The 21,854-nt window shown below is 68.8% G+C and carries 16 protein-coding genes and 1 pseudogene; 11 read left to right on the top strand and 6 right to left on the bottom strand.

What is annotated here, in order from left to right:
• Positions 1 to 91: 91 nt before the first annotated feature.
• Positions 92 to 1,747, bottom strand: coding sequence for a M10 family metallopeptidase (locus tag HUW53_RS13190; protein ID WP_237346225.1), 1,656 nt, complete (start codon positions 1,745 to 1,747; stop codon positions 92 to 94).
• 340 nt (positions 1,748 to 2,087) lie between these two features.
• On the opposite strand from HUW53_RS13190, the gene HUW53_RS13185 reads away from it, so the two are divergent.
• The 7 genes from HUW53_RS13185 (at position 2,088) to mraY (ending at position 10,472) form a co-directional block, all read left to right on the top strand.
• Entirely contained in the window at positions 2,088 to 2,561 is a 474-nt protein-coding gene (locus tag HUW53_RS13185; RefSeq protein WP_237346224.1) for a division/cell wall cluster transcriptional repressor MraZ, read from the top strand.
• Positions 2,558 to 3,586 carry a 16S rRNA (cytosine(1402)-N(4))-methyltransferase RsmH gene (gene rsmH / locus HUW53_RS13180; RefSeq protein ID WP_237346223.1) on the top strand — a complete coding sequence of 343 codons (1,029 nt, stop codon included), beginning with the start codon at positions 2,558 to 2,560 and terminating at the stop codon, positions 3,584 to 3,586. The genes HUW53_RS13185 and rsmH overlap by 4 nt, the downstream gene beginning before the upstream one ends.
• Before the next feature lie 5 nt (positions 3,587 to 3,591).
• Positions 3,592 to 4,218 (top strand): cell division protein FtsL, encoded by a 627-nt coding sequence (gene ftsL, locus HUW53_RS13175; RefSeq protein WP_237346222.1) that lies wholly within the window; start codon positions 3,592 to 3,594, stop codon positions 4,216 to 4,218.
• A 282-nt stretch (positions 4,219 to 4,500) separates the two neighbouring features.
• Positions 4,501 to 6,198: a peptidoglycan D,D-transpeptidase FtsI family protein gene (locus tag HUW53_RS13170; protein ID WP_237346233.1), complete on the top strand. Its 1,698-nt coding sequence runs from the start codon at positions 4,501 to 4,503 to the stop codon at positions 6,196 to 6,198.
• Between the two features lie 72 nt (positions 6,199 to 6,270).
• Positions 6,271 to 7,752: a UDP-N-acetylmuramoyl-L-alanyl-D-glutamate--2,6-diaminopimelate ligase gene (locus tag HUW53_RS13165; protein WP_237346221.1), complete on the top strand. Its 1,482-nt coding sequence runs from the start codon at positions 6,271 to 6,273 to the stop codon at positions 7,750 to 7,752.
• A complete protein-coding gene (locus tag HUW53_RS13160; RefSeq protein ID WP_237346220.1) occupies positions 7,749 to 9,182 on the top strand; it encodes a UDP-N-acetylmuramoylalanyl-D-glutamyl-2,6-diaminopimelate--D-alanyl-D-alanine ligase in 1,434 nt (477 codons plus the stop codon). The genes HUW53_RS13165 and HUW53_RS13160 overlap by 4 nt, the downstream gene beginning before the upstream one ends.
• Before the next feature lie 207 nt (positions 9,183 to 9,389).
• A complete protein-coding gene (gene mraY, locus HUW53_RS13155) occupies positions 9,390 to 10,472 on the top strand; it encodes a phospho-N-acetylmuramoyl-pentapeptide-transferase (protein WP_237346219.1) in 1,083 nt (360 codons plus the stop codon).
• 99 nt (positions 10,473 to 10,571) lie between these two features.
• Here mraY and HUW53_RS13150 read toward each other — a convergent pair whose 3' ends face one another.
• On the bottom strand, positions 10,572 to 10,790 hold the full coding sequence (locus HUW53_RS13150; RefSeq protein WP_237346218.1) for a YgaP family membrane protein: 219 nt from the start codon (positions 10,788 to 10,790) through the stop codon (positions 10,572 to 10,574).
• Between the two features lie 220 nt (positions 10,791 to 11,010).
• On the opposite strand from HUW53_RS13150, the pseudogene murD reads away from it, so the two are divergent.
• Positions 11,011 to 12,396, top strand: a pseudogene (gene murD, locus HUW53_RS13145) (UDP-N-acetylmuramoyl-L-alanine--D-glutamate ligase); the annotation flags it as partial.
• Positions 12,397 to 12,721: 325 nt separating this feature from the next.
• On the opposite strand, the gene HUW53_RS13140 reads toward murD, so the two are convergent.
• A complete protein-coding gene (locus HUW53_RS13140; RefSeq protein WP_237346217.1) occupies positions 12,722 to 13,408 on the bottom strand; it encodes a TetR/AcrR family transcriptional regulator in 687 nt (228 codons plus the stop codon).
• A gap of 217 nt (positions 13,409 to 13,625) precedes the next feature.
• On the opposite strand from HUW53_RS13140, the gene HUW53_RS13135 reads away from it, so the two are divergent.
• The 3 genes from HUW53_RS13135 to HUW53_RS13125 all read left to right on the top strand — a co-directional run bounded on the left by HUW53_RS13135 (position 13,626) and on the right by HUW53_RS13125 (position 18,496).
• Positions 13,626 to 15,173 carry an efflux transporter outer membrane subunit gene (locus tag HUW53_RS13135; RefSeq protein WP_370877759.1) on the top strand — a complete coding sequence of 516 codons (1,548 nt, stop codon included), beginning with the start codon at positions 13,626 to 13,628 and terminating at the stop codon, positions 15,171 to 15,173.
• 87 nt (positions 15,174 to 15,260) lie between these two features.
• Positions 15,261 to 16,508: an efflux RND transporter periplasmic adaptor subunit gene (locus tag HUW53_RS13130; RefSeq protein ID WP_237346216.1), complete on the top strand. Its 1,248-nt coding sequence runs from the start codon at positions 15,261 to 15,263 to the stop codon at positions 16,506 to 16,508.
• 14 nt (positions 16,509 to 16,522) lie between these two features.
• Positions 16,523 to 18,496 carry a MacB family efflux pump subunit gene (locus tag HUW53_RS13125; protein ID WP_237346215.1) on the top strand — a complete coding sequence of 658 codons (1,974 nt, stop codon included), beginning with the start codon at positions 16,523 to 16,525 and terminating at the stop codon, positions 18,494 to 18,496.
• A gap of 6 nt (positions 18,497 to 18,502) precedes the next feature.
• On the opposite strand, the gene HUW53_RS13120 is transcribed toward HUW53_RS13125, so the two are convergent.
• The 3 genes from HUW53_RS13120 to glpK form a co-directional block, all read right to left on the bottom strand.
• Positions 18,503 to 19,405, bottom strand: a complete 903-nt coding sequence (locus HUW53_RS13120) for a methylated-DNA--[protein]-cysteine S-methyltransferase (RefSeq protein ID WP_237346231.1) — start codon at positions 19,403 to 19,405, stop codon at positions 18,503 to 18,505.
• A gap of 137 nt (positions 19,406 to 19,542) precedes the next feature.
• A complete protein-coding gene (gene bluB / locus HUW53_RS13115; RefSeq protein WP_237346214.1) occupies positions 19,543 to 20,220 on the bottom strand; it encodes a 5,6-dimethylbenzimidazole synthase in 678 nt (225 codons plus the stop codon).
• A 136-nt stretch (positions 20,221 to 20,356) separates the two neighbouring features.
• Positions 20,357 to 21,853, bottom strand: coding sequence for a glycerol kinase GlpK (glpK, locus tag HUW53_RS13110; protein WP_237346213.1), 1,497 nt, complete (start codon positions 21,851 to 21,853; stop codon positions 20,357 to 20,359).
• Position 21,854: the final 1 nt, after the last annotated feature.

Below are 21,854 nucleotides of genomic sequence, written 5' to 3'. Positions count from 1 at the left end.
CTCCCGGGCGCGGGGCCCGCGCCCGGAAGACGGGAAGCGCGGCCCACGATCCCCGGCGCCACAGCGGCACCGGGGCGCACCCGGACGGATCCTAGACGATGACGCTGCTGGAACTGAAAGTGAAGCTGGAGCCCACCGAGATCATCAGATCCGCGGCGCCGTCACCGTTCACATCCCCCAGAATCTTGCCCTGGGCATAACGCAACTCGCCAGCGGTACCGGAAAAGGCCGACGTGCCCACATAAACGAACGCGTCGTTCACGCCGCTGGTCGTCGTGTCCGCGTCGATGGCGGACAGGTTCAGCCGGTCGCCGCTCGCGGTTGAGAAATCGGTCAGGCGATCGTAAGCGCTGCTGCGGGACTGCGCGATGCTGCTATAGACGAAGATGTCCCTCCCGCTGCCGCCGGTGAGTACGTCGACGCCCGTGCCGCCGTTGAGGGTGTCCCGGCCCGCGCCGCCCGAGATCCGGTCGTTCCCGCTCCCGCCGGAGAGCCGGTCATTGCCGCTGCCGCCGGTGATGGTGTTGGCCAGCCCATTGCCGTTCCCGACGAACGCCGACGTGCCGGTGTAGACCAGGACTTCCGTCGCCGCACCGAGGGTGTAGCGCGACAGAGCCGTGCGGACGGTATCCGTGCCGCCGCCCGTCGCCTCCTGCACGACGTCGCCGGTAGCATCCACATAATAGGTATCGTTGCCGGCACCACCGGCCATCACGTCGTTGCCGACGCCGCCATTGAGAATGTCCCGGCCGGCGCCGCCGATGAGCCGGTCGTTGCCGCTGGCGCCGGAGAGCCTGTCGTTGCCGTTTCGGCCGTTGAGCACGTTGGCGGCGCTGTTGCCGATGATCTTGTCCGCGCCGCTACCGCCGATCCCATTCTCGACCACGGTCGTGAGATAGATGCCGATGTTGCCGGTCAGGCCGCCGATGTCCGACAGGGTCCCGCTCCGCAGATCGATGAGCTGGCTGTCGGAATAACCGGATGCATCAAGGGTGTCGGTGCCGGCGTCATCGACGATGGTGAAGCTGGGCGCTTCGTCGTAATTGTCGAAATCGTAGAGCGCCGAGGTGGTGCCGCTGACGGTGCTGTTGAAGCCGTAGGTGGTGTTCCCGGCATGGGTGGTGCTGTAGCCATACATGGTCCGTACCGCGAGGATGTCCGCCATCATGGGCGTCATCACGAACCGATAGCTGCCCTGGCCGGTCTCTTCCTGGCTGAAATAGGACATCACCGTCATCTGCCAGGAATCATTGGCATAGAGGGCGTCGTCGGGATAGGTGGCTTCGCCGTCATAGGGGCCGGAGTGGCCGAGGCCGAGGGCGTGGCCGATCTCGTGGATGAAGGTCTGGAAGGTGTAGCTGTCGACGCTGCTGTCGCTGTAGTACCAGTCGGCGGCCACGTTGATGTCGGCAGATGTGATGGTCGAGCCGGACGTCGAATAACTGGTATAGGCGCCGACGTCGCTGTCGTCGAAGGTGATCGTCGCCGAGCCTGTGGTTTCCGTGAAGCTGATACCGCAGATGTCCGACCAGGTGGCCAGGGCCAGCCGCGCCAGCGTCGCCCGCGCCGCGCTCAAGCCGCTGAGATTGACCGAAATCGCGCTGTCGCTATTCGCGATCACCAGCGCTTCACCCTGCCCGTAGCGCAGGTAAGTGGCGATCTGCGACGCTGAATAGGTGGGCAGGTCCGCCGTTGAGGCTGCCGCCGTAGTCGCCAGCGCGGCGTGTATCGCATCGACCGACATCATCCCCTCCTGCCCCGTCCGGGCCTGTCCCATCTGTAAACATTAGACCAGACAGAGGCCGGTGTCAGGGATGGCGGTGTGGCGCACCCCACCGAAACACGTGGATGCCCGCCCAGGGCAGGCCACCGAGCGCCGGGGGCGATAACCGCGGCCCCCAGCGCTGCCCCGCCAGCGCATCCGGCTTGATCATCGGGCATGGTCCTGCCCATGGCTTTCCATTGACGACCCATGATTTCCCATGTTAACCCATCATTACCCATAAACATGTTGGACGGCCCCGTGCCGTCGCCGGGCCCATCCTCCGCTGGGAGGAGCCCGATGAAAGGGAAGGCACCCGGGCGCCATGGACCGCTTCGTGTCCACTTACACGATGCGTCTCGACGCCAAGGGGCGGGTCTCCATCCCCGCGCCCTACCGCGCGGTGCTGGCCAAGGACGGCACGGATGGCCTCTATTGCCACCCGAGCCTCGCCGAGCCCGCTCTGGACGCGGGCGGCAACCGGCTGATCGGCGAGATCGACGCGCTGATCGACCGCTACCCGCCCTATTCCGAGGAGCGGGAGGAGCTGGCCGCCGCCCTCTACGGCACCAGCGAGACCTTGCGCATCGACCCGGAAGGCCGGGTGGTGCTGACTGAAACGCTCAAGGCCCACGCCGGCATCACCGATCAGGTCGCCTTCGTGGGGCTCGGGCACAAATTCCGGATCTGGGAACCGGAGCGGCTGAAGACGCATCTCGCGGAGGCCACCCAAAGGGTGCGCGAGATGCGCCGGGCCATCGGCTCCCGCACCGGGAACCTCGGGAGCAGCGCGGAATGACGACGGACCACGGGGGCGACCCCGTTGGCGGACCGGCCCGTCATCTTCCCGTGATGCTGCGAGAGGTTCTCGCGCATCTCGCGCCGAAGGCCGCCGGCACCTATGTGGACGGCACCTTCGGCGCGGGGGGTTACACCCGCGCCATCCTCGATGCCGCCGACTGCCGCGTGCTCGCCATCGACCGCGACCCGACCGCCATCGCCGGCGGCCAAAGGCTGGTGGCGGCCTCGGGCGGGCGGCTGACCTTGGTTCAAGGCCGCTTCTCCGACCTCGACACGCTGGCCGATCGGGAGGGCCTCGCCCCGCTCGACGGGGTGGTGCTGGACATCGGCGTGTCCTCCATGCAGCTCGACGAAGCCGAGCGCGGCTTCTCGTTCCGCCGCGACGGCCCCCTCGACATGCGCATGGGCGACACCGGCCCGTCCGCCGCCGACCTGGTGGCCGAGCTGGACGAGGTGAGCCTCGCCCATGTCATCTGGTCGTTGGGGGAAGAGCGCCATTCGCGCGCCATCGCCCGCGCCATCGTCAAGGCGCGCGCCGAGGCGCCCATCGTCCGCACCGGACAGCTCGCGGAGATCGTGGCGCGCGTGGTGTGGGCGAAGCCGGGGGAGATGCATCCGGCCACCCGCACCTTCCAGGCCCTGCGCATCGCCGTGAACGAGGAATTGAACGAGCTGGCCACCGCCCTCGAAGCGGCCGAGCGGGCATTGAAGCCGGGCGGCCGGCTGGTGGTGGTCACCTTCCACTCGCTGGAAGACAGGATCGTTAAGACTTTTCTGGCAAACAGGGTAAAGGCACCGTCCGCGTCGCGTCATCTGCCGCAGCAGGAGGGGCCGGAGCCGGCATTTCGCCTCGTGGCGAAGGGCGCCGTGGAACCCGGTCCCGACGAAGTGGCAGAAAACCCGCGCGCAAGGTCCGCGAAGCTTCGCGCGGCCGAACGTACGCTCGCTCCGGCGCATCCGGGCGGTGACCTGATGGGGCTCCTACCCGCCCCTTCACCGCAACGGCATGGGCGGAGACGCTAAAGAGAATGTTTCGTGTCGCCAACATCTTGATGGTCGGCGCGCTTCTGGTGACCGCAGCGGTGGTGTACCAGCTCAAATATGCCTCCACCGCCGAGGCTGAGCGCCTCGCCACCCTGCGCACCCAGATCCGCAAGGAGCGCGACTCCATCGCCGTCATGCGCGCCGAATGGGCGCGGCGCACCTCGCCCTTCTATATCCAGGGCCTGGTGGAACGACACCTCGACCTGAAGCGGCTCGACGTGGACTCCATCTCCGACCTCGCGGATCTGCCGCCCAAACCCGCCAGTGGTGGCGACGGCATCGGTGGCATCATCGAGGCGCTGGAAGACGCGCCGCTCGCCACCTCGTCCACCGGCAAGGCATCGAGCCCCACCCCCAACGGCGGCGCGCCCGCCGCCAGCGGCACCGGCGGCGCCGCCAGCATTCCGGCCACCTCCGCCATCCGGCCGAAGCCCTCGGCCAAGCCGATGGCGGCGATCCCGGCGCCGGCCACCACCGGCAGCATCAAGCCGCGCCCGCCCTCTCCATCGTCGGCGGCATCGCCCGCCACGCCACCGGCCTCCGCCGAGGGCGAGGGCGAGGGCGATTCGCCTGTCTCCACATTCTTCAAAGGCTTCCTGAGCGGACGTTGAGGAGGTCGCATGTCCCAGCTAACGCCTGACACCCCTTCCGACACCGAGAGGCCGCCCGTCGAGATGCCGCATGTCGAGACCCGCGATCCGTTGACGCCCGAGCCGAAGGCCGCGCTTGAGGATGCCCTCAAGGGCGTGGCGATCCTCGCCGGCCGGGCCTTCGTGCGCGCGGTGGAACGCCTCGGCGAACTCGTCATCGCCCTGATCCTCGGCATCGGCCGCGCGCTGGGCGCCGGGCTCGCCGGCCTTGGCATCCTCGCCTATCGCGGCGGACGCAAGCTGATGCGCGGGCTCCTCGGCCTCGACCGTGGCAGCCTGGACGCGGTCGCCCGTGGCCGCATCAAGCTCCTGATGCTGGCCTTCTGCCTAGTGTTCGCGGCCATTGGCGCCCAGCTCACCCACCTTGCCCTCACCGCCGATCCCGGCGCCACGCGCGGGCGGGGATCGGACGCGGTCGCCTCGGCGCGTCCCGACATCATCGACCGCAACGGCGACATCGTCGCCATCGACGTGAAGTCGCCCTCCCTGTTCGCCGAACCCAAGCGCCTCATTGATCCCGACGAGGCGCTGGAAGGGCTGCTCAAGATCCTGCCCGACCTCGATGTGGAGGAAACGCGCAAGCGCCTCAATTCCGGCAAGGGCTTCGCCTGGTTGAAGCGGGAGATCACCCCGGCCCAGCAGCGCGCCATTCACCGGCTCGGCCTGCCGGGCATCGGCTTCCTCAAGGAGAACCGCCGCATCTATCCGGATGGGCCCATCCTGTCCCACGTCATCGGCGGCGTGAACGTGGACAACCAGGGCATCTCCGGCCTCGAGAAGTGGATCGACGGCCGCGGCCTGTCCGACCTGCACATGGCGGGCTTTGCGACCGACCGCCAGCAGGAGCCGGTGCAGCTGTCCATCGACATGCGGGTGCAGCACGCGGTGCGGGACGAACTGATCCGCGCCAAGGACAAGTTTTCCGCCCTCCACGCCATGGCGGTGGTGACCGAGGTCAATACCGGCGAGATCATCTCCATGGTGTCGCTGCCCGATTTCGACCCGAACGTGCCCGGCAACCCGAAGGACGACGCCTATCTCAACCGTCTCACCACCGGCGTCTATGAGATGGGCTCCACCTTCAAGGCCATGTCGTTCGCCATGGCGCTGGATTCCAACAGGATCGGCCTCAACTCCACCTTCGACGCCCGCGCGCCGCTGCATTTCGGCCGCTTCAAGATTTCCGACTACCACGCCGAGAACCGCGTCATGAGCGTGCCGGAAATCTTCCTGGTGTCGTCCAACATCGGCACCGCCAAGATGGTGTTGACCCTGGGCGTGGAGGCCCACAAGGTGTTCCTGAAGAAGATGGGCCAGCTCGACCGGCTGCGCACCGAGCTGCCGGAAAGCGCCGAACCCATTGTGCCCAAGCATTGGGGTGAATTGAACTCGGCCACCATCGCCTTCGGCCACGGCCTGTCGGTCGCGCCGCTGCAGGCGGTGATGGCGGTGAACTCCATGGTCAACGGCGGCTATCTCATCCCACCCACCTTCCTGAAGCGCGACCAGGAGGAGGCGCAGAAGGTGGCGGTCCGGGTGCTGAAATCCGATACCTCCGACAAGATGCGCTACATCATGCGCCTCAACGCCGAGAAGGGCACCGCCAAGAAGGCCGACATTCCCGGCTACATGGTGGGCGGCAAGACCGGCACCGCCGAAAAGGTGGTGAACGGCCGCTATGCCAAGCATAAGCTGCTGACCTCCTTCACCGCCGTCTTCCCCATGGACAAGCCCCAATATCTCATCCTGGTGATGCTGGACGAGCCGCAGGCCACCTCCGAAACCTACGGATTCGCGACCTCGGGCTGGAACGCGGCGCCCACCGCCGGCAAGGTCGTGGAGCGCATCGCCCCCATGCTGAACGTGACGCCGCGCCAGAACCTGCCCTCGGCGGACCAGATGCTGCGCAACGCGGCCCAGAAGGTGGCCGACCGCCAATAGCCGAATCCCGCGCATCAGCCCGGTGACACGGCGCCACCGCGATGCCATGAACACCCGCGACAGGAGGCTCCGATGACACAGACGACCCTCGGATCGCTCCTCGGCGGTCATGCCCACATTCTCCGCGCCGACGCCGGCGCCCAGCGCATCGCGGGGATGACGGCCGACAGCCGCAAGGTGAAGCCGGGCTTTCTGTTCGTGGCGGTGCCCGGCACCCATGCCGACGGCGCCCGCTTCATCGCCGATGCGGTGACCCGTGGCGCCAGTGCCGTGCTGCTGGAGCCGGTGGCGCCGCTGCCGGCGCCACCGGCCGGCGCCTCCTATGCCCATGTGGCCTTCGCCTTCTCGCTGGATGTGCGCCGGTCCCTCGCCCTGGCGGCGGCGCGCCTTTATCCGCGCCAGCCGGCCGTGATCGCCGCCGTCACCGGCACCGCCGGCAAGACCTCGGTGGCCTATTTCCTGCGCCAGATCTGGGCCCATCTGGGCCATCCGGCCGCCTATCTCGGCACCATCGGCCTAGTGACGCCGGACAGCGCCACCTATGGCAGCCTCACCACCCCCGACCCGGTGGAACTGCACGCAACCCTCGACCGGCTGGCGGGCGAGGGCATCACCCACATGGCGCTCGAAGCCTCGTCCCACGGGCTCGACCAGCGCCGGCTGGACGGCGTGCGCCTGACCGCCGGCGCCTTCACCAATCTCGGCCGCGACCATCTCGACTACCACCCGACGGTGGACGCCTATTTCAAAGCCAAGCTCCGCCTGTTCACCGAGCTGCTGCCGCAGGACGCCACCGCCGTGGGCGTGCTCGACGCGCCTTATGCCGCAACCGCCCTCGCCTGGGCCGAAACCCGAGGGCTGAAGACGTTGTTGTTCGGCAACGTCTGTGCCGGCGCCACCATCGAGGTGCTGGACGTGACGCCCGCCGGCGCCGGCCAGACCCTGCGTTTCGGCGGCGGGCTGGAGATCGATCTGCCCCTGGCTGGCCGGTTCCAGGCCGACAATGCCCTGGTGGCGGCGGGCCTTGCCATGGCCTGCGGCGCCCCGAGGGACGAGGCGCTGGGCGCCCTTGCCCATCTGAAGGGCGTGCCGGGCCGCCTGGAACGTATCGGCGATGACCCGGCCCGCCCGGTGTTCGTGGACTACGCCCACAAGCCCGAGGCGCTGGCGGCGGTACTCGACACCCTGCGCGGCGCGGTGGCGGGGCGGCTGATCGTCGTGTTCGGCTGCGGCGGCGACCGCGACCGGGGCAAGCGCCCCATCATGGGCGCAATCGCGTCCCAGAAGGCCGACCTCGTCATCGTCACCGACGACAATCCCCGGAGCGAAAGCCCCGCCGCCATCCGCGCGGAGATCCTGGCCGCCGCACCCGGCGCGCGGGAGATCGGCGACCGGCGCGAGGCCATCCGCGCCGCCATCGGATTGATGGAACGGGGGGATGCGCTGGTGGTGGCCGGCAAGGGCCACGAAACGGGCCAGATCGTCGGCGACCGCACGGAACCGTTCTCTGACGCGGCGGAAGTCCTCGCCGCCCTCGCGGAGGTTGGAGCATGAGCACAGGCGCACAACGCCTCTATCGCCTCGACGAGATCGCCGCCGCCATGGGCGCCACCGTGCGTGGTCCGGCGACCGACGTCTCAGGCATTTCCATCGACAGCCGGACGCTCGCCCCCGGCGATGCCTTCTTCGCCATCGCCGGCGAAAACGCGGACGGCCACGATTATGTGGAAAAGGCGCTGGCGGCCGGGGCCGCCCTCGCCGTCGTGGCGCGGGAGAAGGCCGACCGCTTCGGCGCCGATGCCCCCCTGCTACTGGTGGACGACGTGCTCGGCGGGCTGGTCGATCTCGCCCGCGCCGCGCGCGCCCGCTCCCACGCCGGCATCGTCGCGGTGACCGGCTCGGTGGGCAAGACCACCACCAAGGAGGCCCTGCGCCTAGCGCTGGGCGCCGATGGCGAGACCCACGCCTCGGCCGCCTCCTACAACAACCATTGGGGGGTGCCGCTCTCCCTGGCCCGGCTGCCGGCGACGGCGCGCTACGGGGTGTTCGAGATCGGCATGAACCATCCGGGCGAGATTTCCCCGCTCTCCAGGCTGGTGCGGCCGCAGGTGGCCATCATCACCACGGTTGAGCCGGTGCACATCGCCCAATTCTCCGGCATCGAGGAGATCGCCGACGCCAAGGCGGAGATCTTCGACGGGCTCGAGCCCGGCGGCACCGCCGTGCTGAACCTCGACAATCCCTTGTTTCCCCGCCTGAAGGCCACCGCCATGGCCAAGGGCGTCGCCCGCATCGTCACCTTTGGCGAGGCGGCGGGCGCCGACGTGCGGCTCGAAACCGCCTCGCTCCAGCCGGCCTGCTCGGTGATGGTGGTGAGCGTGATGGGCACCAAGGTCACCCTCAAGGTGCCCATGCCGGGCCGCCACATCGTGCAGAACATGCTGGCGGTGCTGGCGGCGGCCAAGCTGCTGGGGGCGGATCTGGCGCTGGCCGCCATCGGCCTTGCCCACCTCACGCCGCCACCCGGACGCGGCGTTCCGATACAGCTCGCGCTCAAGAGCGGCACCGCCACCCTGATCGACGAAAGCTACAACGCCAACCCCGCCTCCATGCGCGCCGCCCTCGACGTGTTGAGCCGCACCCCGGTGGGGCCGCGCGGCCGCCGCATCGCGGTGCTCGGCGACATGCTGGAGCTGGGCGAGGGCGCCGCCGCCATGCACGCCGGCCTTGCCCAGGCGATCAAGGATGGGAAAATCGATACGGTATTTTGCTGTGGCCCGCTGATGCACGCCTTGTGGCAGGAGCTGCCGTCCGAGCGCCGCGGCGGCTATGCGCAGCACGCCACCCACCTGGAGCCCATGGTGGCCGCGGCCATCCGCGGCGGCGACACGCTCATGGTGAAGGGGTCCAACGGCAGCCGCATGGGGCCGCTGGTGAAAAGCCTGTCCGAACGCTTTCGTATGAGCGAGGACGCGCTGTTCTAGAGCAATTCCAGCAAAAGTGTGCAGCGGTTTTGCGCCTGGGATTGCAACAAAACAAAGACTTAGAGCATTCCCGGTGAACGGGGGTTCACCGGGAATGCTCTAGCCCGCGCGCACCGGCCCGCGGGTTTCGCTCCATTTCTAGTTTTCACGCCTTTTCTTCACGCGAACCGGGAACCACGTCGCAGGAAGATGCTCCGAGGATGACCCATGCTTCAGTGGCTCGCCGAACTCCACCAGTCGCTCCCCGCCGTCAACGTGTTCCGCTACATCACCTTCCGCACCGGCGGGGCGGTGGTGACCGCGCTTCTGTTCGTGTTCCTGTTCGGCCCGTCCATGATCTCGACCCTGCGCGTGAAGCAGGGCAAGGGCCAGCCCATCCGCACCGACGGCCCGCAATCCCACCTCACCAAGAAGGGCACGCCCACCATGGGCGGGCTCATGATCCTGTCGGGCATCGTGGTGGCGACGCTGCTGTGGTCGAACCTCGCCAACCCTTATGTCTGGGTGGTGCTGCTGGTCACCCTCGGCTTCGGCATGATCGGCTTTTATGACGACTACCTGAAGGTGACGAAGCAGACCCACAACGGCCTGTCGGGCAAGACCCGGCTCGCCATCGAGGCGGTCATCGCCGGGATCGCGGTGGTCATCATCATGAATGTGGGCAAGCCGGGGCTTTCCAGCTCCGTGTCGTTCCCGTTCTTCAAGGACCTGCTGCTGGACCTCGGCGTGTTCTTTGTCATCTTCGGCGGCTTTGTCATCGTCGCCGCCGGCAACGCGGTGAATCTCACCGACGGGCTCGACGGCCTCGCCATCGTGCCGGTGATGATCGCCGCCGGCACTTTCGGCTTCATCGCCTACCTGTCCGGCAACGTGGTGTTCGCCGACTATCTGCAGATCCACTATGTGGCGGGCGTGGGCGAGCTGGCGGTCATCTGCGGCGCGCTCATGGGGGCGGGCCTGGGCTTCCTGTGGTTCAACGCGCCCCCGGCCCAGGTGTTCATGGGCGACACCGGATCGCTGGCGCTGGGCGGCCTGCTCGGCGCGGTGGCGGTGGCCACCAAGCACGAGATCGTGCTCGCGGTGGTGGGCGGCCTGTTCGTGCTGGAAGCGGTGTCGGTGATCGTGCAGGTGGCCTCGTTCAAGCTCACCGGCAAGCGCGTGTTCAAGATGGCGCCCATCCACCACCATTTCGAGCAGCTCGGCTGGACCGAGCCGCAGGTGGTGATCCGCTTCTGGATCATCGCCGTGGTGCTGGCGCTGGTCGGCCTCGCCACCCTGAAGCTGCGCTGAGGCGCAAGCCGACCGGGCAAGACGACCCGGACAGGACGACTCAGGACAAGACGACCCGGCGAAGAACGCTCCGCCGGGCTTGGTCCGAGCCGGACAGCCTCACTTGTCGCAGGTGCGGATGCCGAACGGCACATAGGCCGGGCAGAAGCGGAAGACGGCGGTGAGCAGCATCACGAGGCCCACCGCCCCGATCAACCAGGCCCAGCCGCCAAGGCCCGCCAGGGCCGGGACCGAGCCACCCACGAACGGCACCAGCAGCAGAATGATCCCCACCACGAACCTGAGAATCCGGTCGATCCCACCCACGTTCGGCGTCATATTGGCCTCCTGACCTTCGATGTTACATTCAGTGTTTTTAATGTAGCACGGAGTCAACGGCTGTTTTCCCGAAGGTCATCATTTTCGAAGGTCACTGTGTCGCGGGTGTGGTGCCCCTCACCCTTCAAGAGTGCTTCCCTCGGGGACCGGCCCGGATTAGACGAGGGCGCGATATCCGCCAGCCGGCTCCCGATTGCGCCAGACCGAGACTTTGCCAGCCATGACCCCCGTCACTGTCTTCAAGGATCAGACCGTCGCCCTTTTCGGGCTCGGCGGCTCCGGGCTCGCCACCGCCGAAGCGCTCAAGGCCGGCGGGGCTCATGTGATTGCCTATGACGATACGGAAGCCGCGCGCCGCAAGGCGGGGGAAGCGGGCATCACGGTCGAGGACCTCAACGCCATCGACTGGACCAGCGTTCAGGCGCTGATCCTGTCGCCGGGGGTGCCGCTCACCCACCCCAAGCCCCATTGGTCGGTGAAGCTGGCGCGCGAGGCCGGGGTCGAGGTGATCGGCGACATCGAACTGTTCTGCCGCGAGCGGCAGGCCACCGCCCGGCGCTCGCCCTTCATCGCCATCACCGGCACCAACGGCAAGTCGACCACCACCGCGCTCATCACCCACATCCTGCGGGTCGCCGGGCGCGACGTGCAGATGGGCGGCAACATCGGCACCGCCATCCTCTCGCTCGCGCCGCCGAAGATCGGCCGGGTGCATGTGGCGGAATGCTCCTCCTACCAGATCGACCTTGCCCCCTCCATCGACCCCTCGGTGGCGGTGATGCTGAACATCACGCCGGACCATCTGGACCGCCACGGCAGCCTTGAGAACTATGCCGCGGTAAAGGAGCGCCTCATCGCCGGCGTCGAGGGCGGCGGCACCGCGGTGGTGGGGGTGGACGACGATTTTTCCGCCGCCATGGCGGACCGGGCCGAGCAGGCCGGCAAGCATGTGGTGCGCCTGTCCATGCACCGGCCCCTGGCCGACGGCATCTGGCGTGACGGCGAGACGCTGGTGGTGTCCGAGGGCGGAGCCGAGCGCTTCCGCCTGAACCTCGCGGGCATCGGCTCCCTGCGCGGGACGCACAACGCCCAGAACGCAGCCGCCGCTTATGCCGCCGCTCGCGCGGTCGGGGTCGCGCCCGAGATCATCGCGGTCGCCATGACGCGCTTTCCGGGCCTTGCCCACCGCATGGAGCAGGTGGGCACACGGGGCGACGTGCTGTTCGTCAACGACAGCAAGGCCACCAATGCCGACGCCACCGAGCGGGCCCTGGTGAGCTTCGAGGACATTTTCTGGATCGCCGGCGGCAAGCCCAAGGCGGGCGGCATCACCCCCCTCGCCCCCTATTTCGGGCGCATCGCCAAGGCCTATCTCATCGGCGAGGCGGCCGACGCCTTCGCCGCCACCCTCGGCACGGCGGTCAGCCACGAGATTGTCGGCACCCTCGACAAGGCCGTGGCCGCCGCCGCGCGCGACGCCGCGACCTCCGGCCTCAAGCACCCGGTGGTGCTACTCTCCCCCGCCTGCGCCAGCTTCGACCAGTTTCCCAATTTCGAGGTGCGGGGCGATGCCTTCTGCGATCTGGTGAAGGACATCCCCGGTGTCGCGCTGCGCCCCCGCGCCAAGCCGCCGGCGGCGCAGAAGGAGCCGCCCCGCGCCGGCCATCCCGGCATGCCGCCCCACGGCATGGCCAAAGGCGGGGGACATCCGGGCGGGGGACATCCGGGCATGGGGCATCCTGGAATGGGACATCCGGGGAAGGGCCACCCCGGCGGCGGACACGCCGCGGCCGGGCATCCGGGCGCGCATCCCGGCGGCACGCCACACAAGGACCCCACCGGCGGTCACTGAGCCACGGCGAGGTCTGCCCGCCCCTTAGCGCCGGGCTTAGGGCATAACCTTGGGGTATCTCCCAGGGGCGTCCTTCTCTTCAGGGTCGGGGCACGGCACCGTTCAGGAACAGGCGGACGCAGCGCCGGACGTGGGCGCGCCGCGCCTCGGGCGGCGGCCAGTCGATCACCCCATTGGCCTTGGGCAAGGCCGCGCCGAACACCATGTCCATGAGGATGCGCGCCATCGCATCCGCATCGTCGAGCACCAGCCGCCCGGCCGCGCCCTGGGCCGCGAGCCACGCCGCCAGCTCGGCGCGGGAGCGGTCGGCCCCCATGCGCTCCAGAATATCCATGAGTTCCGGATGCTGCGGCCCTTCCAGCTGCACCAACCGCAGCAACGCGCACCGGGCGCGGTCTTCCTCCGGTGAGATGTCGATGCGGAAGATGGCTTCCAGCGTATCGGCGAGGGAGGAATGGGCATCGTCACGCGGCGTTGCCAGCATGCTCTGACGATGAGCGTCCACCACCGCCGCGAACAGGTCGGCCTTGCCGGGAAAGAAGCGATAGAGGGTCCGCTTCGACATGCGGCATTCCGCCGCCACCGCATCCATGGTGGTGCCGCCATAGCCGGTGCGCACGAACAGCCGATAGGCACCGCCGACAATGAGGGCGCGCTGCGCCGCATCCGGAAGCGTCTTCGGCCGCCCCGGCCCGCGGCCGAGGCGGACCGAGCTGGGCGCGCTGTGATCGACGTCGTGCGCCTTGACAGACCGAGCGCTGCGCATTCAGCTCCCCTCGCATTGACAGCGGCATCTGCCGACAATATGGGTAATTTAAAGTTTCCTAAATAGGGATTCCAGTGCGTTCTCCTTGCCTCCTGTGGTCACGGCCTAAGGGCGGAGGCTTTGGTCGAAACATCTGCCGAAATGTCAGCGCGCCCCTCGGATGTCCGGGCATTGGGCGGGTTTTGGGCTGTCGGGCCCACACGGGGGTGAGAACCGCGTGAGTTGCTCCATCCCTCTGCCCCCCGTTCCGCGCGGCGCCCCGCGCGCGGCGCCACGCCACCGGTTCGGTGCCATCGCCCGCTCCGGCGCGCTTGTGCTCGCGGTGCTGCTCGCCGGCTGCTCCGTGGGCCCCGACTATGCCACCCCCGCCTTCGACCTGCCGGCCCGCTGGTCCGACCAGACCGGCCGCAAGAAGGAGCCGGCGCCGCCCCAGCTCGCCCATTGGTGGGAACGCCTGAAGGACCCCACCCTCAACACGCTGATCGCCACCGCCGTCGACGGCAATCTCGACGTCGCCACCGCCAAGGCGAAGATCCGCGAGGCGCGCGCCACCTATCGCCAGCAGGTGGGTGGCCTGTTCCCGCAGGTGGATTTCTCCGGCACCGCCACCCGCGGCCAGAACGGCTCGCGGGTGGGCAGCGGCGGCGACATCACGGTCGGCGGCCTTTACACGGACTATCAGGCCGGCTTCGACGCCTCCTGGGAGCTCGACCTGTTCGGCGCCAACCGGCGCGGGGTGGAGGCCGCCGCCTATGGCACCCAGTCCGCCGAGGACGAGCTGCGGGCCACCCTGCTCACCCTGGTGGGCGACGTGGCCTCCAATTATGTGGCGGCGCGCGGCTATCAGGCCCGCATCGCCCTCGCCGAGCGCACCGCCGCTTCCCAGCGCGAGACCGCCGCCCTGACGCGCACCAAGCTGGAGGCGGGCGCCGTCTCCGCCGTGGATGTCGCCAACGCCACCGGCCTTGCCGCCTCCACCGAGGCCAACATTCCCGGATTGAAGGCGCAACTGGCCCAGAGCATCCACCGGCTCGGGGTGCTCACCGGCCAGCCGCCATCCACCCTCGCCGGCCGGATCCTCCGCGGCGGCCCCATTCCGAGCCCGCGCGCGCCGGTTTCCAAGGGCGTGCCGGCGGACGTGCTGCGCAACCGGCCCGACGTGCGGCAGGCTGAGCGCACCCTCGCCCAGTCCACCGCCCTCATCGGCCAGGCGGAAGCGGCGCGCTATCCCGCCGTCAGCCTCACCGGCAACATCAATACCGACGGCACCAAGGTCGGCGATCTGGTGCGCGGCTCGGCCATCAGCTGGTCCTACGGGCCCACCCTGAGCGTGCCGGTGTTCACCGGCGGCCAGCTCAAGGCGGCGGTTGAGGTGGCGGACGCCCAGCGCGACCAGACCTTCCTTGCCTACCACGCCTCCATCCTCACCGCCCTGGAGGATGTGGAGAATGCCGCCGTCGCCCTGAACCAGGAGCGCGCCAAGGCCGGCAAGCTCGCCCAGTCCGCCGCCGCCTATCGCGATGCGACGCGGCTCGCCCGCGCCCTCTACCAGAACGGCTCCACCAGCTTCCTGGAGGTTCTGGACGCCGAGCGCTCCCTCTATTCCGCCGAGGATTCGCTGCTCGTGAGCCAGGCCGCCATCGCCACCGACTACGTTGCCCTCAACAAGGCCCTGGGCGGGGGCTGGGACGGCGCCATGGACGTGACGACCCCGGCGGTGGTGGACACCAACACCGGCCCGCACTTCTCCCAGATGCAACCATGAGATGCCCGTGCCTCACCTTCTGATGCCGCGCGCGGCCGCGCATGCCACGGCCCCCGCCGGCCCCCGCCCCAGCACCGCGAGGCGCCCATGAGCGTTGCGCGTTCCGGCCAGCGCCGGGTCATCCTCATCGGTGCCCTCATCCTCGCCGCGCTCATCGGCGCCCTGGTCTTGAAGGACCGCCTGTTCGCCCCCGAGCCGGTGAAAATGATGACCGCCCGCGTCTCCCGCGGCACGGTGGAAGAGACCGTGCTCGCCACCGGCACCCTGAAGCCGGCGAAGCTGGTGGCCGTGGGCGCCCAGGTGTCCGGCCGCATCACCGCCATCAAGGTCAAGCTCGGCGATCGGCTGCGCCAGGGCGACCCGGTGGCCGAGATCGATTGGGTGACCCAGCAGAACGCCTTACGCACCTCCGAGGCGGCCCTCGCCTCGGTCCAGGCGCAGAAGCGGGAGAAGGAGGCAAGCCTCGTGCTTGCCGAGCAGACCCTCGCCCGCCAGAAGAAGCTGGTGGCCCAGACCGCCGTGTCGCAGGCCGATTTCGAGACCGCGCAAGCCGAGGTCGCCACCACAAAAGCCCAGATCGCCGCCTTGGAGGCCCAGATCGCCGAGGCGGTGGTGGCGGTGGACACCGCCCGCGTCAATCTCGGCTACACCCGCATCACCGCCCCCATGGACGGCACCGTGCTCTACATCGTCAGCCAGGAAGGCCAGACGGTGAACGCCTCCCAGACCGCGCCCACCATCATCATCCTCGGCGATCTCGAAACCATGATGGTGCGGGCCGAGATCTCCGAAGCCGACGTGGTGCGGGTGAAGGCCGGGCAGAAGCTCTATTTCAACATCATCGGCGAGCCCGACCGGCGTTATGAGGCAACCCTCGAATTCATCGAGCCGGCGCCGGAATCCATTACCAGCGACAGCGCCGTATCCACCTCGACCTCATCATCATCATCGAGCAGCAAATCCTCATCCTCCTCGTCGTCCTCCACCGCCATTTATTATAACGGCATCTTCTATGTGCCGAACCCGGACGGACGCCTGCGCACCTACATGACGGCGGAAGTGCATATCGTGCTCGGTCGCGCCAAGGACGTGCTCACCGTACCCTCGGCCGCCCTCAGCGCGCGCCAGGCGGACGGCAGCTACACCGTGCAGGTGCTGGGCGGCGACGGCCAGGTCTCCACCCGCACCGTCGAGGTCGAGCTCAACAACAAGACCCGCGCCGAGATCACGAGCGGTCTGAAGGAGGGCGAGACGGTGGTCACCGGCCAGCTTTCGGCCGGCGCCGCGCCCGCCAATGCGACCCGGCGCATGCCGCCGCCGCCCATGGGCCTGTGACGGGGTCGGATGCCATGGCCGCGCCGCTGATCGAATTGAACAAGCTGCGGCGGGAATATCCCGCCGGCGAAGGGGTGCTGACCGTCCTCAAGGACATCGACCTCACCATCGAGGAAGGGGAGATGGTGGCCATCGTCGGCGCGTCCGGCTCCGGCAAGTCCACCCTCATGAACATCCTGGGCTGCCTGTCGCGCGCCACCTCCGGCAGCTACCGCATCGCCGGGCGGGAGACCGCCGCCCTCGACCCGGACGAGCTGGCCGCGCTGCGACGCGAGCATTTCGGCTTCATCTTCCAGCGCTATCACCTGCTCGGCGAACTGACGGCGCTGGGCAATGTGGAGATCCCCGCCATCTATGCCGGCTGGCACGCGGGTGCCCGCCGCAGCCGGGCGCTGGAGCTGCTCGGCCGGCTCGGCATGGGAGACCGCACCGGCCACCGGCCGGGCCAGCTTTCCGGCGGCCAGCAGCAGCGCGTTTCCATCGCCCGCGCGCTGATGAACGGCGCCAAGCTGATCCTGGCCGACGAGCCCACCGGCGCCCTCGACAAGGCCTCCGGCGAGGAGGTGTTGCGCATCCTCGACGAGTTGCACGCCGAGGGGAAGACCATCGTCATCGTCACCCACGACATGAACGTGGCCGCCCGCGCCGAGCGCATCATCGAATTTTCCGACGGCGCCATCGTCTCCGACCGGCGCACCGGCAAGACGCGCCAGCCGCCGGCCACGCCGCCCGACCCGACCGAGCGCGAGGCCATCGACGCCGCCGCGACCCGCTCCTGGCAGGCGCTCGCCATGCGCTTCCAGGAAGCCTTCCGCATGGCGCTGCTGGCCATGAACGCACACCGCCTGCGCACCTTCCTCACCATGCTCGGCATCATCATCGGCATCGCCTCGGTGGTGTGCGTGGTGGCGCTGGGCGAGGGCTCGCGGCAGAAGGTGCTCGCGAACATCTCCTCGCTCGGCACCAACACGCTGGAGGTGTTCCCCGGCAAGACCTTCGGCGACGTGCGGTCCGGCAAGATCACGACGCTCGTGGTGTCCGACGCCAAGGCGCTGGCGGAGCAGCCTTATGTCGCGGCGGTGACGCCCACGGTCTCCAGCTCCAAGACCGTGCGCTTCGGCCCGATCGAGGCCAGCGCCCTCGTCAACGGGGTCGGCGAGCAGTATTTCGCGGCGCGCGGCACCAAGCTCGCCCAGGGCCGCTTCTTCGACGCTGAGTCCGTGCGCACCTATGCCCAGGATGCGGTGATCGACGAAAACACCCGCAAGACCCTGTTCGGCGATTTCAGCGGCGACCCTGTCGGCCAGGTGATCCTGGTGGGCGACGTGCCGTGCCGGGTGGTGGGCATCACCGAATTGCAGCAGGGCGGCTTCGGCTCCAGCCAGAATCTGTCGATCTATTTGCCCTATACGACCGTGCAGGCGCGTATTCTCGGCACCACGGCGCTGCGCTCCATCACCGTCCGGGTGAATGACGACACCGACACCGCGCTAGCCGAAACCGCGGTCACCGATTTCCTCGCCAAGCGCCACGGCAAGCAGGATTTCTTCATCCTCAACACCGACGACATCCGGAAGACCATCACCTCCACCACCGAGACGCTGACGCTGCTGATCGCCGCCATCGCCCTCATCTCGCTGCTGGTGGGCGGCATCGGGGTCATGAACATCATGCTGGTCTCGGTGTCCGAGCGGGTGGCGGAAATCGGCGTGCGCATGGCGGTGGGAGCCCGACGGTCCGACATCCTCCAGCAATTCCTGATCGAAGCGGTGCTGGTGTGCCTCATCGGCGGCGTGCTGGGGATCGCGCTGGCGCTCAGCTTCGGCGTGCTGTTCGCCTATGCAGGCTCGAACTTCACCCTGGTCTATTCCACCGCCTCCATCGTGGTGGCGTTCGTCTCCTCCAGCCTCATCGGCGGCATCTTCGGCTACCTCCCCGCCCGCAGCGCCTCCATGCTCGACCCGGTGGAAGCGCTGTCGCGGGATTGAGGGGGCTCAGCCCGCCGTGGAGTCCAGACGCTCCAGCCTGCCCGTCCCGGAGCGGCCCGCTTCCCAGCCCAGTATGGCGCGCTTGCGGGTGAGGCCCCAGTGGTAGCCGGTGAGGTCTCCGCTCTTGCCGAGCACCCGGTGGCACGGCACCACGAACGAGATCGGGTTCTTGCCGATAGCCGCCCCGACCGCCCGCGCCGCCTTGGGGCGGCCCACATGCTCGGCGATGGAGGAATAGGTGGTGGCCTGGCCCATGGGGATGCGCAGCAGCGTCTCCCACACCTGGATCTCGAAATCGGTGCCGATGAACACGATGCGCAAAGGCTGGTCATCCCGCCACGACGCGGGATCGAAGATGCGGGCCACCAGGGGCGCGGTGGCGGACGGCTCTTCCACATAGGTGGCATTGGGCCAGCGCGCGCCCATGTCGGCGAGCGCCGCCGCCTCCTCCCCTGGATCGGCGAAGGCGAGGCCGCACAGGCCGCGCGCCGTGGACATGGCCAGCGCCCGCCCAAAGGGAGAGGGATGGAAGCCGTAGCGGATGACGAGGCCGGCCCCGCCGGTCTTCCACTCACCCGGCGACATGGCCTCATGCACCACGAACAGATCGTGCAGCCGGCCCGGCCCCGAGAGGCCCAATTCGAACGCGGCATCAAGCACGTTGGGGCATTCGGCGACGATGCGCCGCGCGCGATCCAGCGTCACCGCCTGCAGGAACGCCTTGGGCGTGAGCCCGCACCAGCGGCGGAACAAAGCGGTCAGCGCGCGGGAAGAGACCCCGGACGCGGCAGCGATCTCCTCCACCTCCGGCTGACCGCGCACATGCTCCGAGATGTAGGAAACCGCGCGGCGCACGACGTCATAGTCGCGGGCGGCGATCTCCAGGGGCGTGGCGGGCGTGGCGATCATCGATCCCAGGTGTCCCGAGGCGGGGGAGAGGCGAAAGGCGGGAGGATCGAGCACCAGCACGGGAAGATCTCCATGATATCGAGCGTGCCCCACTCCAGCAGCTCCGCCCACCCGATTTCGACGGCGCGGGGCGCACCTCAGCTCGCCACCTTGTCCGCCAGCGCACCGAACCGCTCGGAAAACACAAGGTCGTCCAACGGCAGGCGCTTGCGCCAGCCGGCGCGCTCCAGGTCCGGCGTCGTCTCGAAATGGTCCACATAGCCCACGCACAGGAGTGCGATCGGGATGATGGGGTCGGGAATGCCGAGGATGTCGCGCAAATCCTGAAGCGAAAGGATGGAGACCCAGCCCACGCCGAGATTTTCCGCCCGCGCCGCCAGCCAGATGTTCTGCACGGCGCAAACCGTGGAGTAGATGTCCATCTCGCTTTGGTGGGTGCGCCCCAGCACCACCGGGCCGGCGCGGTCGCGCTCGCAGGTGACGCACAGCAGCAGCGGCGCCTCCCTGATCCCCTCCAGCTTCAGGCTGCGGTAGAGCTGCGCCCGCTCCGGCTCGAACAGGGCCGCCGCCTCCGCATTGGCGCGGGTGAAGGCGCCGTGGAGGGCTGATTTCGTGCCCTGGTCGCGGATGACGATGAAGCTCCACGGTTGCAGGAAGCCCACCGACGGCGCCGCATGGCCCGCCGCCAGCACCCGGCCCAGCACCGCGTCCGGCACCGGATCGGGCAGGAAATTGCGGCGCACGTCCCGTCGCTCGGTGATGCAGCGGTAGATGACGGCCCGCTCGTCACCGGAGAAGCTGTCGTCGTGCCCCATGGCGCATCCTCCAAACCGTGTTGTTGTCGCCGTTCCCGGCCCTTCAGGGTCGGCGGGTTGTCTCACCGCGCCATTCGGCGACACTTCGCCGCAGGGGTCAAGACATCGCCCTGTCTTCACCACTTGGTTGTGACGCTCACGGCGGGCCGAGGAGCCGCCCCACGGCCTCGCGCCACAGGCCGATGCGCCGGCGCCGCTCCGTGCCCTCCATCGCCGGCTCGAAGCGCCGCTCCCGCCGCCAGTTGGCGGCGAACACGTCGGGTGGCGGAAAAAAGCCGCTCTCCAGACCGGCGAGATAGGCCGCGCCGAGTACCGTCGCTTCCCGTACATGGGGCCGGTCCACCGGCGCGCCGATGAGGTCGGAGAGGCGCTGCATCGTGAAATCGGAGGCGGCCATGCCCCCATCCACCCGCAGCACCGTGCCCCCTCCACCGAAGCCGGCCCAGTCCGCATGCATGGCCTCCAGAAGGTCCAGGGTCTGGAAACAGACGCTCTCCAGCGCCGCCCGCGACAGCTCGGCGGCGCTGGTCGCGCGGGTGAGACCGAACAGGGCGCCCCGCGTCTCGGGTCGCCAATAGGGTGCGCCGAGCCCCACGAAGGCCGGCACCAGAATGACGTCCTGCCCCGCGTCCGCCGTCGCGGCGAGACGGTCGGCGTCCGCTGCCGTCTCGATCACCTTCAGGCCGTCGCGCAGCCATTGCACCGCCGCCCCGGCGATGAAGATGGCACCTTCCAGCGCATAGGTACGCCGCCCGTCGAGCTGATAGGCGATGGTGGTCAACAGCCGGTGGCGCGAGGCGACCGGTGTCCCGCCCGTGTTGAGCAGCGCGAAGCAGCCGGTGCCGTAGGTGGATTTCATCATGCCCGGCGCGAAGCAGGCCTGCCCCACCACCGCCGCCTGCTGGTCGCCCGCCATGCCGCGGATGGGAATAGGCGCGCCGAACAGGTCGGGATCGGTGGCGCCGAAATCGGCGGCGCAGTCCTTCACCTGCGGCAGCAGCGCCGCCGGCACCCGGAACAGGGCCAGCATCTCCCCGTCCCATTGGCCGGTGTGGATGTCGAACAGCAGGGTGCGCGCGGCATTGGTGGCGTCGGTGGCGTGCACCCGCCCGCCGGTGAGGCGCCAGAGCAGGAACGTGTCCACCGTGCCGAACGCCAGCTCGCCCCGCTCCGCCCTCGCCCGCGCGCCGGGCACGGTGTCAAGGATATGGGCGATCTTGGTCGCGGAAAAATAAGGATCGATCACCAGCCCGGTGATCGCGCTCACCTTCGCGCCGTGGCCCTCGGCCATCAGCCGAGCGCAGTCCGGCGCCGTGCGCCGGTCCTGCCAGACGATGGCGCGATGGATGACGCGGCCGGTGTCGCGCTCCCACACCAGCGTCGTTTCCCGCTGGTTGGTGATGCCGATGGCGGCAATGTCGGCGGGACCGGCCCCCACGGCGTTCAGCGCGGCGTGGGCACAGGACAAGGTGGTGGACCAGATGTCCTGCGGCTCCTGCTCCACATGGCCCGAGGCCGGGAAATGCTGGGGCAGCTCCTGCCGCGCCTCGGCGGCGATGGAGGTGTCGGGCCGCACCAGCACGGCGCGCGACGAGGTGGTGCCCTGGTCGAGGGCGAGCACATAGCGGGTCATC

The organism is Xanthobacter agilis (assembly GCF_021730435.1).
In the GTDB taxonomy this organism is placed as follows: domain Bacteria; phylum Pseudomonadota; class Alphaproteobacteria; order Rhizobiales; family Xanthobacteraceae; genus Xanthobacter; species Xanthobacter agilis.
This window is presented reverse-complemented; position numbering and strand designations above follow the sequence as displayed.

Coding starts and splice junctions, on each gene's coding strand:
- HUW53_RS13150 (WP_237346218.1), bottom strand. CDS start 10,790: ATGACGCCGAACGTGGGTGGGATCGACCGGATTCTCAGGTTCGTGGTG.
- ftsL (WP_237346222.1), top strand. CDS start 3,592: ATGTTTCGTGTCGCCAACATCTTGATGGTCGGCGCGCTTCTGGTGACC.
- mraY (WP_237346219.1), top strand. CDS start 9,390: ATGCTTCAGTGGCTCGCCGAACTCCACCAGTCGCTCCCCGCCGTCAAC.
- HUW53_RS13160 (WP_237346220.1), top strand. CDS start 7,749: ATGAGCACAGGCGCACAACGCCTCTATCGCCTCGACGAGATCGCCGCC.
- HUW53_RS13120 (WP_237346231.1), bottom strand. CDS start 19,405: ATGATCGCCACGCCCGCCACGCCCCTGGAGATCGCCGCCCGCGACTAT.
- HUW53_RS13125 (WP_237346215.1), top strand. CDS start 16,523: ATGGCCGCGCCGCTGATCGAATTGAACAAGCTGCGGCGGGAATATCCC.
- HUW53_RS13165 (WP_237346221.1), top strand. CDS start 6,271: ATGACACAGACGACCCTCGGATCGCTCCTCGGCGGTCATGCCCACATT.
- bluB (WP_237346214.1), bottom strand. CDS start 20,220: ATGGGGCACGACGACAGCTTCTCCGGTGACGAGCGGGCCGTCATCTAC.
- rsmH (WP_237346223.1), top strand. CDS start 2,558: ATGACGACGGACCACGGGGGCGACCCCGTTGGCGGACCGGCCCGTCAT.
- HUW53_RS13190 (WP_237346225.1), bottom strand. CDS start 1,747: ATGATGTCGGTCGATGCGATACACGCCGCGCTGGCGACTACGGCGGCA.
- HUW53_RS13185 (WP_237346224.1), top strand. CDS start 2,088: ATGGACCGCTTCGTGTCCACTTACACGATGCGTCTCGACGCCAAGGGG.
- HUW53_RS13130 (WP_237346216.1), top strand. CDS start 15,261: ATGAGCGTTGCGCGTTCCGGCCAGCGCCGGGTCATCCTCATCGGTGCC.
- glpK (WP_237346213.1), bottom strand. CDS start 21,853: ATGACCCGCTATGTGCTCGCCCTCGACCAGGGCACCACCTCGTCGCGC.
- HUW53_RS13170 (WP_237346233.1), top strand. CDS start 4,501: ATGCGCGGGCTCCTCGGCCTCGACCGTGGCAGCCTGGACGCGGTCGCC.
- HUW53_RS13140 (WP_237346217.1), bottom strand. CDS start 13,408: ATGCGCAGCGCTCGGTCTGTCAAGGCGCACGACGTCGATCACAGCGCG.